16 protein-coding genes are annotated in these 15,800 nt (G+C 56.2%); 9 read left to right on the top strand and 7 right to left on the bottom strand.

Annotated features, from left to right (window positions below; genetic code table 11):
* Nucleotides 1-105 precede the first annotated feature (105 nt).
* On the top strand, nt 106-972 hold the full coding sequence (yghU, locus tag A3466_RS14910) for a glutathione-dependent disulfide-bond oxidoreductase (protein WP_063451193.1): 867 nt from the start codon (nt 106-108) through the stop codon (nt 970-972).
* A 91-nt stretch (nt 973-1,063) separates the two neighbouring features.
* Nucleotides 1,064-1,798, top strand: a complete 735-nt coding sequence (fucR, locus tag A3466_RS14905; protein ID WP_063451243.1) for an L-fucose operon activator — start codon at nt 1,064-1,066, stop codon at nt 1,796-1,798.
* Nucleotides 1,799-1,800: 2 nt separating this feature from the next.
* Here fucR and A3466_RS14900 read toward each other — a convergent pair whose 3' ends face one another.
* Nucleotides 1,801-3,348: a methyl-accepting chemotaxis protein gene (locus tag A3466_RS14900; protein ID WP_063451192.1), complete on the bottom strand. Its 1,548-nt coding sequence runs from the start codon at nt 3,346-3,348 to the stop codon at nt 1,801-1,803.
* Between the two features lie 331 nt (nt 3,349-3,679).
* Between A3466_RS14900 and A3466_RS14895 the strand changes: the two genes are divergently transcribed.
* On the top strand, nt 3,680-4,720 hold the full coding sequence (locus A3466_RS14895) for an aldo/keto reductase (RefSeq protein WP_063451191.1): 1,041 nt from the start codon (nt 3,680-3,682) through the stop codon (nt 4,718-4,720).
* A 67-nt stretch (nt 4,721-4,787) separates the two neighbouring features.
* On the opposite strand, the gene A3466_RS14890 is transcribed toward A3466_RS14895, so the two are convergent.
* Complete coding sequence (locus A3466_RS14890) at nt 4,788-5,276, bottom strand: TIGR00645 family protein (RefSeq protein WP_003862473.1); 489 nt, start codon at nt 5,274-5,276, stop codon at nt 4,788-4,790.
* Between the two features lie 43 nt (nt 5,277-5,319).
* On the bottom strand, nt 5,320-5,823 hold the full coding sequence (locus A3466_RS14885) for an ESA_00282 family adhesion-associated protein (RefSeq protein WP_063451190.1): 504 nt from the start codon (nt 5,821-5,823) through the stop codon (nt 5,320-5,322).
* Nucleotides 5,824-5,925: 102 nt separating this feature from the next.
* Here A3466_RS14885 and A3466_RS14880 point away from each other — a divergent pair, with 102 nt between their 5' ends.
* Together A3466_RS14880 and A3466_RS14875 are read left to right on the top strand one after the other, a co-directional pair.
* Entirely contained in the window at nt 5,926-6,330 is a 405-nt protein-coding gene (locus A3466_RS14880) for a hypothetical protein (RefSeq protein WP_063451189.1), read from the top strand.
* Nucleotide 6,331: 1 nt separating this feature from the next.
* Complete coding sequence (locus tag A3466_RS14875; protein WP_063451188.1) at nt 6,332-6,760, top strand: hypothetical protein; 429 nt, start codon at nt 6,332-6,334, stop codon at nt 6,758-6,760.
* Nucleotides 6,761-6,851: 91 nt separating this feature from the next.
* Here the strand turns inward: A3466_RS14875 and exbD are convergent, their stop codons facing one another.
* Both exbD and exbB read right to left on the bottom strand, forming a co-directional pair.
* The gene (gene exbD, locus A3466_RS14870; RefSeq protein WP_001251472.1) at nt 6,852-7,277 is read right to left on the bottom strand and encodes a TonB system transport protein ExbD; all 426 of its coding nucleotides are present in this window, start codon (nt 7,275-7,277) and stop codon (nt 6,852-6,854) included.
* 4 nt (nt 7,278-7,281) lie between these two features.
* On the bottom strand, nt 7,282-8,013 hold the full coding sequence (gene exbB / locus A3466_RS14865; RefSeq protein ID WP_063451187.1) for a tol-pal system-associated acyl-CoA thioesterase: 732 nt from the start codon (nt 8,011-8,013) through the stop codon (nt 7,282-7,284).
* A 250-nt stretch (nt 8,014-8,263) separates the two neighbouring features.
* On the opposite strand from exbB, the gene metC reads away from it, so the two are divergent.
* The gene (metC, locus tag A3466_RS14860) at nt 8,264-9,451 is read left to right on the top strand and encodes a cystathionine beta-lyase (RefSeq protein WP_063451186.1); all 1,188 of its coding nucleotides are present in this window, start codon (nt 8,264-8,266) and stop codon (nt 9,449-9,451) included.
* 142 nt (nt 9,452-9,593) lie between these two features.
* Nucleotides 9,594-10,253 carry a DedA family general envelope maintenance protein YghB gene (gene yghB / locus A3466_RS14855; protein ID WP_023323743.1) on the top strand — a complete coding sequence of 220 codons (660 nt, stop codon included), beginning with the start codon at nt 9,594-9,596 and terminating at the stop codon, nt 10,251-10,253.
* A 46-nt stretch (nt 10,254-10,299) separates the two neighbouring features.
* On the opposite strand, the gene A3466_RS14850 is transcribed toward yghB, so the two are convergent.
* The gene (locus A3466_RS14850; protein ID WP_063451185.1) at nt 10,300-11,199 is read right to left on the bottom strand and encodes an AraC family transcriptional regulator; all 900 of its coding nucleotides are present in this window, start codon (nt 11,197-11,199) and stop codon (nt 10,300-10,302) included.
* A 195-nt stretch (nt 11,200-11,394) separates the two neighbouring features.
* Between A3466_RS14850 and yqhD the strand changes: the two genes are divergently transcribed.
* Both yqhD and dkgA read left to right on the top strand, forming a co-directional pair.
* On the top strand, nt 11,395-12,558 hold the full coding sequence (gene yqhD / locus A3466_RS14845; RefSeq protein ID WP_063451184.1) for an alcohol dehydrogenase: 1,164 nt from the start codon (nt 11,395-11,397) through the stop codon (nt 12,556-12,558).
* Between the two features lie 105 nt (nt 12,559-12,663).
* The gene (dkgA, locus tag A3466_RS14840; RefSeq protein ID WP_063451183.1) at nt 12,664-13,491 is read left to right on the top strand and encodes a 2,5-didehydrogluconate reductase DkgA; all 828 of its coding nucleotides are present in this window, start codon (nt 12,664-12,666) and stop codon (nt 13,489-13,491) included.
* 79 nt (nt 13,492-13,570) lie between these two features.
* Here dkgA and A3466_RS14835 read toward each other — a convergent pair whose 3' ends face one another.
* The gene (locus tag A3466_RS14835) at nt 13,571-15,742 is read right to left on the bottom strand and encodes a YgiQ family radical SAM protein (RefSeq protein WP_063451182.1); all 2,172 of its coding nucleotides are present in this window, start codon (nt 15,740-15,742) and stop codon (nt 13,571-13,573) included.
* Nucleotides 15,743-15,800: the final 58 nt, after the last annotated feature.

The raw sequence follows: 15,800 nt of genomic DNA, 5'->3' as shown, positions 1-15,800 counted from the left end.
GTGGCGTTATCATACACCCGCCCTGACCATTACGCTCGCATCGTTAAACGGTTCCTATATCTCCTGCTACACTGCCTCAACACAACACCAAAAAGGCAGGCCAACATGTCCGAAAATACCTATCAGCCACCGAAAGTGTGGGAATGGAAACAGAATAACGGCGGCGCGTTCGCCAATATCAACCGTCCCGTCTCGGGCGCCACGCACGAGAAAGAGCTCCCCGTGGGCGCGCACCCGCTCCAGCTGTACTCTCTGGGTACGCCGAATGGACAGAAAGTTACCATCATGCTGGAGGAGCTGCTGGCGCTGGGCGTGACGGGCGCGGAATACGACGCATGGCTAATCCGCATCGGTGAGGGCGATCAGTTCTCCAGCGGGTTTGTCGACGTGAACCCGAACTCGAAGATCCCGGCGCTGCGTGACCACTCCACCACCCCGCCGACGCGCGTCTTTGAATCCGGCAATATCCTGCTCTATCTGGCCGAAAAGTTTGGTCACTTCCTGCCAAAAGATCCGGCAGGTCGAACGGAAACCCTGAACTGGCTGTTCTGGTTACAGGGCGCGGCCCCGTTCCTCGGCGGCGGTTTCGGCCACTTCTACAACTACGCGCCGGTGAAGATTGAGTACGCTATCGATCGCTTCACCATGGAAGCTAAACGCCTGTTCGACGTGCTGGACAAACAGCTGGCGCGCGGCCGCTACGTGGCAGGCGAAGAGTACACCATCGCCGATATGGCGATCTGGCCGTGGTTTGGCTGCGTGGCGCTGGGCAGCGTTTACAACGCCGCCGAGTTCCTCGACGCCGGGAAGTACACCAACGTGCAGCGCTGGGCAAAAGATGTGGCGAATCGCCCTGGGGTGAAACGCGGGCGCATCGTTAACCGCACCAACGGCGAGCTGAGCGAGCAGTTGCATGAGCGCCATTCAGCGAGCGACTTCGATACCCAGACGGAAGATAAACGTCAGGCCTGACGGATGACCGGGCGGTTCGCCGCCCTTCTTCTGCGATGAGAAAAGTGAGTCAGCACGCGTGCGCAAGGAACCTCGTATGTCAGACCAGACGCTGAAAGCAACCCGACAGCAGCGCCTTATCGCTTTGCTGAGTAAAAGCGACTGGCTGACCACCGATGTGCTGGCTGAGAAGCTCTCCGTCAGTAAAGAGACAATCCGCCGGGATTTGAAGTCGTTGCAGCAGCAGGGGAAGCTCCTGCGTCAGCACGGACGGGCGCGTCTGATTCATCCCGATAGCCGCGACAGCGGTGAACCCTTTGGCGCACGGCTGAAAAGCCATTATGCCGACAAAGCCGATATTGCCCGCCACGCGCTAGGCTGGATCAGCGAAGGGATGACCATTGCCCTTGATGCCAGTTCGACCTGCTTTCATCTGGCGCGCCAGCTTCCGGATATTGAACTCACCGTGTTTACCAATAGCCTGCCTATCTGCCACGAGATGGCGAAGCGCGAGCGGATCACGCTTATCTGTTCCGGCGGAACGCTTGAGCGTAAGTATCGCTGCTATGTTAATCCGGCGCTGGTGACGCAGCTAAAAGGGCTGGAGATCGATCTGTTTATCTTCTCGTGTGAAGGGGTCGATGAGCATGGCGTCCTTTGGGATCCGTCCGAGCACAACGCGGGCTTTAAGGCGCTGCTGTTAAGCCGCGCCAGCCAGTCGCTGCTGCTGATCGATAAAAGTAAACTTATGCGGGCAAGTGAAGTGAAAATCGGCCAGCTGTCGCAGGTGACACAGATTATTCAGAGCGATAAACGTCAGGCCGCCAGTGACGGCCTGACGCGATGATGTTACGCGGAGAGACGGAACTTCTGCACTGAGCGCTGGAGCTCTTCAGTCTGCCGCTCCAGTGCGGCGGCGGCGGCGGAAACCTGCTCCACCAGCGAGGCGTTCTGCTGGGTCACGCCGTCCATCTGGGTGATGGCCACGCCCACCTGCGAAATGCCTTTACTCTGCTCCTCTGACGCGGTGGCGATCTGCTTCATAATGACGGTCACCTCCGTCACGTCCCGCAGGATGGCTTCCATCGTCGTGCCGGTATCGTTCACCAGCTGCGCCCCCTGCGCCACGCGGGAAACGGAATCTGCAATCAGCCCTTCGATCTCCTTTGCCGCGTTCGCGCTGCGGCTGGCCAGATTACGCACCTCACCCGCAACGACCGCAAAGCCACGCCCCTGCTCCCCTGCCCGGGCCGCCTCGACCGCGGCGTTAAGCGCCAGAATGTTGGTCTGGAAGGCGATACTGTTAATCACGGAGGTGATTTCAGCAATCTTCTTCGAGCTGGCTGAGATGCCGCTCATGGTGGTGACGACCTCGTCGACCAGCGAACCGCCGCGGCTGGCCGTGCCGGAGGCAATGTCCGCCAGCTGGCTGGCCTGGCGTGCGCTTTCGGCGTTCAGCTTCACCGTTGCGGTAAGCTGCTCCATACTCGCCGCCGTCTCTTCCAGCGCAGCGGCCTGCTCTTCGGTACGCGAAGAGAGATCGTTATTTCCGCTGGAGATCTCCGTTGCCCCGCGCCAGATATTCTCGCTGCCGGAACGGATGGTGCTGACCGCCTCACGCAGGCTGTCCTGCATGGCGCTCAGCAGCGGCACCAGCTGGCCCACGCAGTTGCGGCCAATGGGCTCAATCGGCTGGCTGAGATCGCCCTGCGCAATCTGGCGGAACTGCTGGCGGATGCGTTCCAGCGGCTTCACCAGCAGCGCCACCAGGTAGCGGTCGGTGAAGAGCAGGATCAGCAGACCGACGATCGTGGCGGTAACGATCACCGTCCGGGTCATGCTGGTGAGACTGTCGACCACCACGCGCGTACTGTCGAGCGCCGTCACCGCAGAATTGTTAAAGTTCTCAACCGCGGCGCCAAACGCGCGGCTCAGCGGCGGCGTGACGTTGTTGGCCTGTTGACGATAGCCTTCGAGCGTCGCCTGCTTCGCCTGCGCCATCTGCGGCGTAACGCCCCCATCGAGCAGCGCCTGCCAGGTGGAAATGACCTGCGCAGAGACCTTTTCATCCATCGGGCCCGGGGAGATGGCCTTCATCTCCGCCAGCTTTTTGCTCATGTTATCCAGAGCCTGCTGGGCGGAAGCCAGGTCCGGCGTGCCGCCCGCCGCTTTAACGTCCATCGCGCGGCTCAGGCGGGTGACAAAACGAAAATACTGATCGTTACCCTGGCTCAATACCGTCATTTGCCGGACCAGATGACGGTCAACGTCGTTACCATCAGAAACGCGGGACAGAGACCAGGTGCTGTAAAGCCCTACGCCCGCCCACATGACACAAAAGATCCCCAGTATCGTCAGCATGACGAAACGGATGGTGAAATTACGAAGCATATTCATTGAGTGTTCCTTGCCGTGAGGGTGAATTCGCCCAGAGGCGAGTGCCATCCTCGTTATCGGCAGGAACAGGGGAAAAGATAACCCCTTGTGATGATTTATTTAAGCAGTGCTTATTATTCCAGATGCTTTTTAAATCAGCTTAACGTTCTCGACCATCCAGCTCGGCTTCGGGCTGGTCATAGCGTGGGCATAATAGCCATCGTAATCAATCAGCTCGCGCGGAAAATTTTTGGCAGTCAGGCACGTCATCGCTTATCTCCACGATTTATGATTTGATAGGCTTAGAATAAAAACGCTGTTTCGAAAATTCACCGATAAGAAAGGAGACATCATGTCCTGGCACCCTTACTCCGGCCGATACGAAAATATGCAATACCGATACTGCGGCAAAAGTGGCCTGCGCTTACCGGCGCTGTCGCTGGGCCTGTGGCACAGCTTCGGTCACGTTCAGGCGCTCGATTCTCAGCGTACGCTGCTGCGTAAAGCCTTCGATCTCGGCATTACCCATTTTGACCTTGCCAATAACTACGGCCCTCCTGCGGGCAGCGCTGAAGAGAATTTTGGCCGCCTGCTGCGGGAAGATTTTGCCGGTTATCGCGACGAGCTGATTATCTCCACCAAAGCGGGCTACGACATGTGGCCAGGGCCGTACGGTTCGGGCGGTTCACGTAAATATCTGCTCGCCAGCCTCGACCAGAGCCTGAAACGCATGGGCGTTGAGTATGTGGATATTTTCTATTCTCACCGCGTTGACGAACACACGCCGATGGAAGAGACCGCCGCCGCGCTGGCACACGCGGTGCAGAGCGGAAAAGCGCTGTATGTCGGCATTTCGTCTTACTCCACGGAACGCACGACGGCGATGGCCGAACTGCTGCGCGAGTGGAAGATCCCGCTTTTGATCCACCAGCCGTCTTACAACCTGCTTAACCGCTGGGTCGACAAAACTGGCCTGCTGGACGCGCTGGAGAAAAACGGAACGGGCTGTATCGCCTTTACCCCGCTGGCGCAGGGCCTGCTGACCGGTAAATACCTGAATGGTATTCCGGACGGTTCACGCATGCAGCGCGAAGGGAAGAAAGTGCGCGGCCTGACGGAGAACATGCTGACGGAAGCTAACCTGAGTAGCCTTCGTCTGCTGAATGAAATGGCGCGCGCGCGCGGGCAGACGATGGCGCAGATGGCGCTAAGCTGGCTGTTGAAAGACGCGCGCGTAACGTCGGTGCTCATTGGTGCGAGCCGCCCGGAGCAGCTGGAAGAGAACGTGCAGGCGCTGAATAACCTGCGCTTTACCGAAGATGAACTGACGCGGATTGACCAGCACGTGGCGGACGGTGAACTGAATTTGTGGCAGGCGTCGTCGGATAAATAGCGCGCCTGCTGCCCTCACCCCGGCCCTCTCCCACAGGGAGAGGGTTAGAGTGAGGGGCGCGGTGAATTTATTTCTTACTGATCTTATCCAGATACCCCATCACAAACGCCGACAGCACAAACGTCAGGTGGATAATGACATACCACATCAGCTTATTGTCCGGGACGTTCTTCGCGTCCATAAAAACGCGTAACAGGTGAATAGACGAAATCGCCACAATTGACGCCGCGACTTTATTTTTCAGCGAGGAGGCGTCCATTTTCCCCAGCCAGCTGAGCTTTTCTTTATGCTCGGCGATATCAAGCTGAGAGACGAAATTCTCATAACCGGAGAACATCACCATCACCAGTAATCCACCCACCAGCGTCATATCCACCAGCGACAGCAGAACCAGAATCAAATCGGCTTCTGCCACGGAGAAAATGTTTGGCAGGACGTGGAAAATCTCCTGGAAGAACTTGATCGTCAGAGCGACCAGCGCCAGGGAAAGACCAAAATAGACGGGTGCGAGCAGCCAGCGAGAGGCATACATTGCGTTTTCAAAAAAGCGTTCCATAAAATCCTGTCTGCAAACGAAACCAGCGCTCAGTATATCTCAACTACACTTCGTTGGGATCTACATCCGGGCGCGCATACTCCGGCCAGACCAGCGCAACCAGTTCCGGGTAGGCTTCCAGGCTAAACTCGCGAAAACACTGGCGCAAATTTAATACGTCCAAATCGGAGTACGACACCTTCTCACCATTCAGACAGCGCTTTTTGATATTGTCATAATATTTATAGACGGCGGAATTAAGGTCGCTACAGCGGCGCTGCGCATCGAACAGGCCGGGCGTGTCATTAATGTCGGACATTTTCATCCGCTTAATTGTCGCATGAAGAAAATCGATATATTCGTGATTCACCCGCCAGTACCACACCGGCGTCACGGCGTTCATCAATACGGAGAAATGATCTTCCCCCTCCTCTTTGGACATCAATTCAGGCTGCGGCGGTTCACTGACGTCTTTTGACACTTTCGTTCTATTGAACTCTTGCATCAATAAAAGCACGCCAGCGGTCAGTAGTAGTAACGTTATGACCGTAAAAAAAATGCTGTTCATGGGTAGGCTCCATTTTTTTTGATTTTAAAATTGCCTCATGTTATTGTCAACGAATCTCACCCTTTTTCCAACCCCACCCTTTTGAAATTAAAGGAAATTAAAATGCTGCCCGACAATCTTGTCCCGGCAAAGTACCACATTTCGCCTGTGGAACAGCCTTCGACGGAAGCAGATAAAGAGGCGAATTTCACTCAAGGAAAAAGAAAACTCTCCGACTACGAAGCCGACATATTAATTGGTGTTTCGCGCACCGGCAAATCCCGTAATATGGTACTGGAAGAGCACGATCGCCATTTAAAAGAACGTTTATTTCGGGCCATCAAGATTGAAGCTTTGGTTCATCTGCTGAATGATTTACAGGCCGAAGGGGAAATAGATGCCCAGACTTTAAGTCAAATAATGGCCGAGAAAACGCAGCAAATAAATGAAGCGGGCAATGAAATTTGGCTTAATTTAATTACGCGTGAAAAAAACAATCCCATTTTTTATCAGCTGGGGGAAGATTAACGTGAATAATGATACCGGTAATAACGTTTATTTGACTTTAGATGATAAGAAAAGCGATGAATTTATCTTAAAGCAAAATCTCGACGCCCTCAAAAAGATAAAAAATGACGAGATGACACGAATTACGCAGGATTTAATTTCAATTCCGGCCACGCTGGTGCGCCTGAAATGGCAGAACCGCCGGGAGATTTATGCCTTGCAGGTCAAAGAGGAAATTTACGGCGCGGTGATGAACGCCATTATTGAACAGCGCCCTGAGCTGAAGGAGAAGATCCTCGGGCGGCTGGAGGCGAGCTATCAGTACCTGCTGGCACGCGAAACCGCCACCCTGCGCCTGACCCGTAAACTCTCGGAAGGCAACTATCACACATCAAACGTCACCTGCGTGGCGCTTGATGAAGAGGCGTCAACAGCATCTTCCGACTGTTGACAACGTGGTTCGCCCAGCGGCGCTAGCCTGAAAATGTAGGCCGGGTAAGGCGAAGCCGCCACCCGGCACGGAAGGCGGCTTCGCCTTCGTTTTACTTCGCGGCCGCTTTCTCTTCGCCGACCAGACCAATCTTCAGATAACCCGCCTGATGCAGCGTGTCCATTACCTTCATCATGGTTTCGTAATCGACGGTTTTATCCGCGCGGAAGAAGACGGTGGTGTCTTTCTTGCCGCCGGTCAGCTGGTCCAGCGCCGGAATAACCGAGGCATCCGTCACCGGATCGTTGCCCAGGAACATGGATTTATCAGCCTTCACCGACAGGTAGATAGGCTTTTCCGGACGCGGCTGCGGCTGGCTGGAGGACGCAGGCAGATTCACCTTCACGTCCACCGTCGCCAGCGGCGCGGCAACCATAAAGATAATCAGCAGAACCAGCATGACGTCGATAAACGGCGTCACGTTGATCTCATGCATTTCACCGTTATCGTCCAGATTTTCATTAAGACGCATTGCCATACAATCAACCTACGCGCAGTTTGGAGGCCGCATGCACCGGCTTAACGGCGCTGGCGTTCAGGTCCAGGTCGCGGCTTTGCAGCAGCAGAACCTGCGCGGCAACGTCGCCCAGCGTGGCTTTGTAACTGCCAATCATGCGCGCAAAGATGTTATAGATAACCACCGCCGGGATAGCGGCAACCAGACCGATAGCCGTTGCCAGCAGCGCTTCTGCGATACCCGGCGCGACGACCGCAAGGTTAGTGGTCTGCGTCTGGGCGATGCCGATAAAGCTGTTCATGATGCCCCAGACGGTACCAAACAGGCCGACAAACGGGGAGATGGCGCCGATAGTCGCCAGGTAGCCGTTGCCGCGGCCCATATGACGGCCTACGGCTGCAACGCGACGCTCCAGACGGAAGCCGGTACGCTCTTTAATGCCTTCGTTATCTTCACTGCCTGCGGAGAGTTCCAGCTCGTTCTGAGCTTCATTCACTAACAGGGTAGTCAGGCTTTTCGCATGGAAGGATGAGGTGATATCAGAAGCCTGATCCAGAGAGCGGGCTTCTGCCAGCTGCTTCTGCTCACGCTTGAGGCGACGTTTTTGTGAAAGAAGTTCGGCGCTCTTGCTGAAGAAGATAGCCCAGGTGATCACGGACGCCAGAATCAGGCCGATCATCACAATCTTAACTACGATGTCAGCATGATGGTACATGCCCCAAACGGAGAGATCCGTCTGCATCAAATTATTACCCACTCTGTATCTCCAGGACGCAAATCACAAATCTGAACGTAATAATATCAAAACGTCGTCGAATTGATAGTAGTTCTCATTAGTATTTACATAGTGCCGTAATTTTCGCTCACTTTCCTTGCGCTTACGCAGTAAAAATTTTTTATGCGTATTTTTAATAATATTTTCTGCTTATTCGATAAGCATCCGGATGCACATTCTGACAATCATGGTAGTCTGGACGTCCAGACGTATAAAAATAGGGTTAGCGAACATGACTAAAAAGCAGCTTGAGACCACGCTGGTGCAGGCAGGACGCAGTAAGAAATACACCCAGGGCTCCGTCAACAGCGTGATCCAGCGCGCCTCCTCGCTGGTGTTTGATACCGTCGAGGATAAAAAAATCGCCACGCGTAATCGCGCGAAGGGCGGGCTGTTTTACGGTCGTCGCGGCACGCTAACCCATTTCTCGTTGCAGGAAGCCATGTGCGAACTGGAGGGCGGCGCGGGCTGCGCGCTGTTCCCGTGCGGCGCGGCGGCGGTCGCCAATACCATTCTGGCGTTTGTGGAACAGGGCGACCACGTCCTGATGACCAATACCGCCTACGAGCCAAGCCAGGATTTCTGCACCAAAATTCTCAGCAAGCTCGGCGTCACTACCAGCTGGTTCGATCCGCTGATTGGGTCAGGCATTGCCGGGCTTGTTCAGGCCAACACGCGTGTGGTGTTCCTGGAATCTCCCGGCTCCATCACCATGGAAGTGCATGACGTCCCGGCCATCGTGAACGCGGTGCGCAGTATCGCGCCGGAAGCGATTATCATGATCGACAATACCTGGGCGGCAGGCGTGCTGTTTAAAGCGCTGGACTTTGATATTGATATCTCCATACAGGCGGCGACCAAATATCTGATTGGCCATTCCGACGGCATGATCGGTACGGCGGTAGCTAACGCCCGCTGCTGGGATCAACTGCGTGAAAACGCCTACCTGATGGGTCAGATGGTGGATGCTGATACCGCCTACATGACCAGCCGGGGCATTCGTACGCTCGGCGTGCGTCTGCGTCAGCACCACGAAAGCAGCCTGCAAATTGCCCAGTGGCTGGCGCTGCATCCGCAGGTGGAGCGCGTTAACCATCCGGCGCTGCCGGGCAGCAAAGGCCATGAATACTGGCAACGTGACTTTACGGGCAGCAGCGGACTGTTCTCATTTGTTCTTAAAAAGCGCCTGAATGACGCCGAGCTGGCGCGCTATCTGGATCACTTTACCCTCTTCAGCATGGCCTATTCCTGGGGTGGATTTGAATCGCTGATCCTGCCTAACCAGCCGGAGCAAATTGCGGCGCTGCGCCCGGGCGGCGAGGTGGACTTCGAGGGGACCTTAATCCGCCTGCATATCGGGCTGGAAAATGTGGACGATTTAATTGCGGATTTATCGGCAGGGTTTGAGCGCATCGTGTAAAGTGCTGGCTGAAATGTACTCCCCGGAAGCCATTCTGAACACCGCAAGCGGAAAAGTCTGTATGAGATGCGCCTGCGATCAACCCCGACAGGCAAATTTGGGAGTACAATAGCGTTATATCTGCTGTTCCACAGGAAAGTCCATGGCTGTTATTCAAAATATCATCACGGCGCTCTGGCAACACGATTTTGCCGCGCTGGCGGACCCGCATGTCGTCGGGATTGTCTATTTCGTGATGTTCGCGACGCTGTTTCTGGAAAATGGACTACTGCCAGCCTCATTTTTACCCGGAGACAGCCTGCTTCTGCTCGCAGGGGCGTTAATCGGCAAGGGCGTGATGGACTTCGCACCGACAATGGTGATCCTCACCTCTGCGGCCAGTCTCGGCTGCTGGCTGAGCTATTTGCAGGGGCGCTGGCTTGGAAACACCCGCGTGGTGAAGGGCTGGCTGGCGCAGCTACCGCATAAATATCACCAGCGTGCGACCTGCATGTTTGACCGCCACGGCCTGCTGGCGCTGCTCGCCGGGCGTTTTCTGGCGTTTGTTCGCACCCTGCTGCCGACCATGGCGGGAATTTCAGGCCTGTCTAACCGCCGCTTCCAGTTCTTCAACTGGCTGAGCGCCCTGCTCTGGGTGGGCGTGGTCACTACGCTCGGCTACGCGCTGAATATGATCCCCTTTGTTAAGCGCCATGAAGACCAGGTGATGACGTTCCTGATGGTGCTGCCGATCTTCCTGCTGGTTGCTGGGCTGGTGGGTACCATTGCGGTAGTGATTAAGAAAAAGTATTGCAGTGCATAAACAAAAGCCGGGTGGCGCTACCGCTTACCCGGCCTACGTTTCCCCCTCAGGCTCCCTGCATGGTTCGGATGCGCGACGCATCTTCCCCCGGCGTAACGCCGAAGTAACGCTTAAACTCCCGACTAAACTGCGACGCGCTTTCATATCCAACCCGCATCGCCGCCGCGCTGGCCTTCATGCCATCGTGGATCATCAGCATCCGCGCCTTGTGCAGACGGTAGGTTTTGAGGTACTGCAACGGCGACGTGCTGGTGACGGATTTAAAGTTATGGTGAAACGCCGAGACGCTCATATTGGCTTCCGCCGCCAGCTGGTCAACGCTGAGGTTTTCCGTGTACTGGCTCTCAATGCGCTTCAGCACGCGGCTAATCAGGCTGAAGTGCGTTTGCCGGCTTACCAGCGCCAGCAGCGCCCCGCCGCCCGGCCCCAGCAGTACGTGATAAAGAATTTCGCGGATAATCTGCTTTCCGAGAATACGGGCGTCCAGCGGCCTTTCCATCACATCTAACAGGCGTTCGATCGCGCAAAGAATTTCATCCGATAAGGTCGCGGAGTTAATACCGCTTGCCGCCATCGACGGCCGGAACAGTTCGTCCTCCCCAATCTCCATCAGCAGCTCCTGCAACTGGAGGATATCGACGTTGACGCGGATCCCGGCCAGGGGCACGTCCTCTGTCGCGAAGGTTTCACATTCGAAGGGTAAAGGTACTGTCAGAAGCAGATATTCATTGGGATCGTAACGGAAAACGCGCTCGTTGATATAGCCAATCTTATGGCCAGAAAAGAGAAAAACGATGCCGGGCTGATACATCACCGGGGTGCGTGTCCCGGGCTGGGTTCCGTAGAGCAGCCGAATATCCGGCAATAACCCGGACACATTATTTCCATTATCTGTCAGTCTCTTAATCTGCGACGTTAGCTGATGGCAGATGGCATCACGGTTCATTTTCAGTTACTCCGGGTACGGTTTCCGACGTTAACAGTGTGCGCATTTTCTTACCGTTTCTCCAGCGCGCTGTAGAAATGGGCAAGACATCGGCAGGAATGTGCATTGAGAGGATAGCGCCTGCCCGCCACAATGTGCAGCATCAGGTTGCCTTCTGCGCCACCACGATTTTTTACCCACTACAGGGAACAAGCCATGAACAACTTTAACCTTCACACCCCAACCCGCATTCTGTTTGGTAAAGACGCTATCGCTGACCTGCGTGCACAAATCCCGACGGACGCCCGCGTCCTGATTACCTACGGCGGCGGCAGCGTGAAAAAAACCGGCGTACTGGATCAGGTTTACCGCGCGCTGGAAGGACTGGACGTGCGCGAGTTCGGCGGGATCGAGCCTAACCCGTCTTATGAAACGCTGATGAACGCGGTGAAAATCGCCCGCGAGGAGCAGATCACTTTCCTGCTGGCGGTGGGCGGCGGCTCCGTGCTGGACGGCACCAAATTCATCGCGGCGGCAGCACATTACGCTGACGGCATCGACCCGTGGCATATTCTGGAAACGGGCGGCAGCGACATTAGCAGTGCCATCCCGATGGGTTCCGTGCTGACGCTGCCGGCCACCGGCTCTGAATCCAACAAAGGCGCGGTCATCTCCCGTAAAACCACCGGTGACAAACAGGCCTTTATGAACGAACACGTTCAGCCCGTTTTCGCGATCCTCGATCCGGTTTACACCTATACCCTGCCTGCGCGTCAGGTGGCGAACGGCGTGGTCGACGCCTTTGTTCACACCGTTGAGCAGTACGTGACTTATCCTGTTAATGCCAAAATTCAGGATCGCTTTGCGGAAGGCATTCTGCTGACGCTGATTGAGGAAGGTCCGAAAGCGCTGAAAGAGCCTGAAAACTACGACGTGCGTGCCAACGTCATGTGGGCCGCCACCCAGGCACTGAACGGCCTGATCGGTGCAGGCGTGCCGCAGGACTGGGCTACCCATATGCTCGGCCACGAGCTGACGGCGATGCACGGCCTGGATCACGCTCAGACGCTGGCGGTGGTTCTGCCTGCGCTGTGGAACGAAAAACGTGACGTTAAACGCGCCAAGCTGCTCCAGTACGCCGAACGCGTGTGGAACATCACCGAGGGTTCCGACGATGCGCGTATTGATGCCGCGATTGCAGCCACCCGTCAGTTCTTTGAAAGCCTGGGTGTGCCAACGCGTCTCTCTGACTACGGCCTCGACGGCAGCTCCATCCCTGCCCTGCTGGCGAAACTGGAAGCACACGGCATGACGCAGATCGGCGAGCATGGCGACATCACCCTGGACGTCAGCCGTCGCATTTACGAAGCGGCACGCTAAGCGTTTTTAGGATCCTGACTTTCGTTTTTTGACATTTCGTCCAGACTTAATGCACATCACATCGTCGGAGGTTCCCTCCGGCGATGAGCACCTGAAGGAGGAAAAATGGCAAACCAAACCGTAATCAAGCTACAGGACGGCAACGTGATGCCCCAGCTGGGGCTAGGTGTATGGAAAGCCGGTAACGACGAGGTCGTCTCCGCCATTCATAAAGCCCTGGAAGTCGGCTATCGGTCCATCGATACCGCCGCCGCCTATAAAAACGAGGACGGCGTGGGGACCGCGCTTGCCAGCGCTGGCGTTCCCCGCGATGAGCTATTCATCACCACCAAGCTGTGGAACGACGATCAAAAGCGTCCCCGCGAAGCGTTGCAGGAGAGCCTGGAGAAACTCCAGCTCGATTTTGTCGATCTCTATCTGATGCACTGGCCGGTTCCGGCTATCGATCATTACGTTGATGCCTGGAAGGGGATGATTGACCTGCAAAAAGAGGGGCTGATTAAAAGCATCGGCGTCTGTAATTTCCAGGTTCATCACCTGCAACGCCTGATTGATGAAACGGGCGTCGCGCCGGTGATTAACCAGATTGAGCTGCACCCGCTGATGCAGCAGCGCCAGCTTCATTCCTGGAACGCCACGCACAAGATCCAGACCGAATCCTGGAGCCCGCTGGCCCAGGGCGGCGAAGGGGTGTTTGATCAGAAAATTATCCGCGAGCTGGCGGATAAGTACGGCAAAACGCCGGCGCAGATTGTCATCCGCTGGCATCTGGACAGCGGTCTGGTGGTGATCCCGAAATCGGTCACGCCGTCGCGTATCGCCGAGAACTTCGACGTCTGGGATTTCCGCCTGGATAAAGACGAACTGGGTGAGATTGCGAAGCTGGATCAAGGTAAGCGTTTAGGGCCGGATCCGGATCAGTTCGGCGGGTAATAAAAAGCCGGGTGGCGGCTTCGCCTTACCCGGCCTGCATGTCTTCATAAAAAACCCCGGCTTGCCGGGGTTTTTCTTTTTACGCTTTGCGCTTCACGGGCTTCTTCGCGCTGGAATGACCATTCGAACGCTGATGCACAATCGGCGTGTGCTTCGTCAGCGCCGGGCGCGTATTGCGGTTCTGGCGGCGCGCTTCGCGCATCTCTTCCAGCGTTGGCGCAGGCACCAGACAATCACGACGTGAGCCAATGAGGTGCTTTTTGCCCATCTCTTCCAGCGCCTGACGGATCAGCGGCCAGTTTTTCGGGTCGTGATAGCGCAGCAGCGCTTTGTGCAGTCGGCGCTGTTTATCCCCTTTCGGCACCACCACGTCTTCACTCTTATAGCCAATCTTACTCAGCGGGTTCTTGCCGGTGTAATACATGGTCGTCGAGTTAGCGAGCGGCGACGGATAGAAGTTCTGCACCTGATCCAGACGGAACCGACGCTGCTTCAGCCACAGCGCCAGGTTCACCATGTCTTCATCACGCGTGCCAGGGTGCGCGGAGATGAAGTAAGGGATCAGATACTGCTCTTTCCCCGCCTGTTTTGAATAGGTGTCGAAGAGCTGTTTAAAGCGGTCGTAGCTGCCCATACCCGGCTTCATCATTTTGGACAGCGGGCCTTCTTCGGTGTGCTCCGGGGCGATCTTCAGATAACCGCCCACGTGGTGCGTCGCCAGCTCTTTAATGTAGCGCGGATCTTCCACGGCGATGTCGTAGCGCACGCCAGAGGCGATCAGGATCTTCTTGATGCCTTTGAGATCGCGCGCGCGGCGGTAGAGGTTGATCGTCGGCTCGTGGTTGGTGTCCATATGCTCGCAAATGCTCGGATAGACACAGGAGAGACGGCGGCAGGTCTGCTCGGCGCGCGGCGATTTACAGCGCAGCATATACATGTTCGCCGTCGGGCCACCCAGATCGGAGATCACGCCGGTAAAGCCCGGCACCGAGTCGCGAATCGCTTCGATCTCGTTAACAATCGACTCTTCGGAGCGGCTCTGGATAATACGGCCTTCGTGTTCGGTGATCGAACAGAAGGAGCACCCGCCAAAGCAGCCGCGCATGATATTGACCGAGAAGCGGATCATCTCGTACGCCGGAATACGGCTGTTGCCGTATGACGGATGCGGCACGCGCTTGTACGGCAGGGCAAAGACGCTGTCCATCTCTTCGGTAGAAAGCGGGATCGCCGGCGGGTTAACCCAGATATAGCGCTCACCGTGCTTTTGCATCAGCGCTCGGGCGCAGCCCGGGTTGGTTTCGTGGTGCAGAATACGCGACGCGTGGGCGTAAAGCACCTTATCGCTTTTCACCTTCTCGTAAGACGGCAGCAGCACGTAGGTCTTCTCCCACGGCTTCGGACGCGGCGGCTGCACCACCACGGCCTTTGCTTCCGCTTTCTTTGATTCAACCGGTTTGTTATCCGCGCACGGCAGGTCGTCACCGTACGGATGTGGGATAGGGTCGATTTTGCCCGGCATATCGATAATGCGGGAATCCACCCCGCTCCAGCCCGGCAGCGCCTCTTTTACCATGATCGCGGTATTGCGCACGTCGCGGATCTCGCTGACCGCTTCGCCCTGCGCCAGACGGTGCGCCACTTCCACCAGCGGACGCTCACCGTTACCGAAGATCAGCATATCGGCTTTCGAATCCACCAGCACCGAGCGGCGCACGGTGTCAGACCAGTAGTCGTAGTGCGCGGTACGGCGCAGGCTCGCCTCGATGCCGCCCAGGATCACCGGCACGTCTTTCCATGCTTCTTTGCATCGCTGGGTGTAAACGAGGGTCGCGCGATCGGGACGTTTACCCGCCACGTTGTCTGCCGTATAAGCGTCGTCATGGCGCAGCTTACGGTCAGCGGTATAGCGGTTGATCATCGAGTCCATGTTGCCCGCGGTCACGCCGAAGAACAGGTTTGGCTTGCCCAGACGCATGAAGTCGTCTTTGCTGTTCCAGTCAGGCTGGGAGATGATCCCCACGCGGAAGCCCTGGGCTTCAAGCATACGGCCACAGATCGCCATGCCGAAGCTCGGGTGATCGACATACGCATCACCCGTCACCAGAATGATATCGCAGCTGTCCCAGCCCAGTTGGTCCATCTCTTCCCGGGACATCGGCAGGAACGGCGCCGGTCCAAAGCAGGCCGCCCAGTACTGGGGCCAGGAGAAGAGGTCGCGATCCGGCTGGATCAGGGAAATAGCGCTCATAGTGCTTCCGAAGAAAAAATAGACAAAAGGAGCGGGATTATACGCTGGAACATTGTGG

The organism is Enterobacter genomosp. S (genome assembly GCF_001631805.1).
Classification (GTDB): domain Bacteria; phylum Pseudomonadota; class Gammaproteobacteria; order Enterobacterales; family Enterobacteriaceae; genus Enterobacter; species Enterobacter quasihormaechei.
The sequence above is the reverse complement of the archived record's forward strand: the minus strand, read 5'-3'. Positions and strand labels throughout refer to the sequence as shown.

Excerpts from the sequence above, each read along its gene's own strand:
- metC (WP_063451186.1), top strand. The coding sequence starts at position 8,264 with ATGACTAAAAAGCAGCTTGAGACCACGCTGGTGCAGGCAGGACGCAGT.
- A3466_RS14900 (WP_063451192.1), bottom strand. The coding sequence starts at position 3,348 with ATGAATATGCTTCGTAATTTCACCATCCGTTTCGTCATGCTGACGATA.
- A3466_RS14895 (WP_063451191.1), top strand. The coding sequence starts at position 3,680 with ATGTCCTGGCACCCTTACTCCGGCCGATACGAAAATATGCAATACCGA.
- exbD (WP_001251472.1), bottom strand. The coding sequence starts at position 7,277 with ATGGCAATGCGTCTTAATGAAAATCTGGACGATAACGGTGAAATGCAT.
- A3466_RS14880 (WP_063451189.1), top strand. The coding sequence starts at position 5,926 with ATGCTGCCCGACAATCTTGTCCCGGCAAAGTACCACATTTCGCCTGTG.
- dkgA (WP_063451183.1), top strand. The coding sequence starts at position 12,664 with ATGGCAAACCAAACCGTAATCAAGCTACAGGACGGCAACGTGATGCCC.
- yghB (WP_023323743.1), top strand. The coding sequence starts at position 9,594 with ATGGCTGTTATTCAAAATATCATCACGGCGCTCTGGCAACACGATTTT.
- A3466_RS14885 (WP_063451190.1), bottom strand. The coding sequence starts at position 5,823 with ATGAACAGCATTTTTTTTACGGTCATAACGTTACTACTACTGACCGCT.
- yqhD (WP_063451184.1), top strand. The coding sequence starts at position 11,395 with ATGAACAACTTTAACCTTCACACCCCAACCCGCATTCTGTTTGGTAAA.
- A3466_RS14835 (WP_063451182.1), bottom strand. The coding sequence starts at position 15,742 with ATGAGCGCTATTTCCCTGATCCAGCCGGATCGCGACCTCTTCTCCTGG.
- A3466_RS14890 (WP_003862473.1), bottom strand. The coding sequence starts at position 5,276 with ATGGAACGCTTTTTTGAAAACGCAATGTATGCCTCTCGCTGGCTGCTC.
- yghU (WP_063451193.1), top strand. The coding sequence starts at position 106 with ATGTCCGAAAATACCTATCAGCCACCGAAAGTGTGGGAATGGAAACAG.
- A3466_RS14850 (WP_063451185.1), bottom strand. The coding sequence starts at position 11,199 with ATGAACCGTGATGCCATCTGCCATCAGCTAACGTCGCAGATTAAGAGA.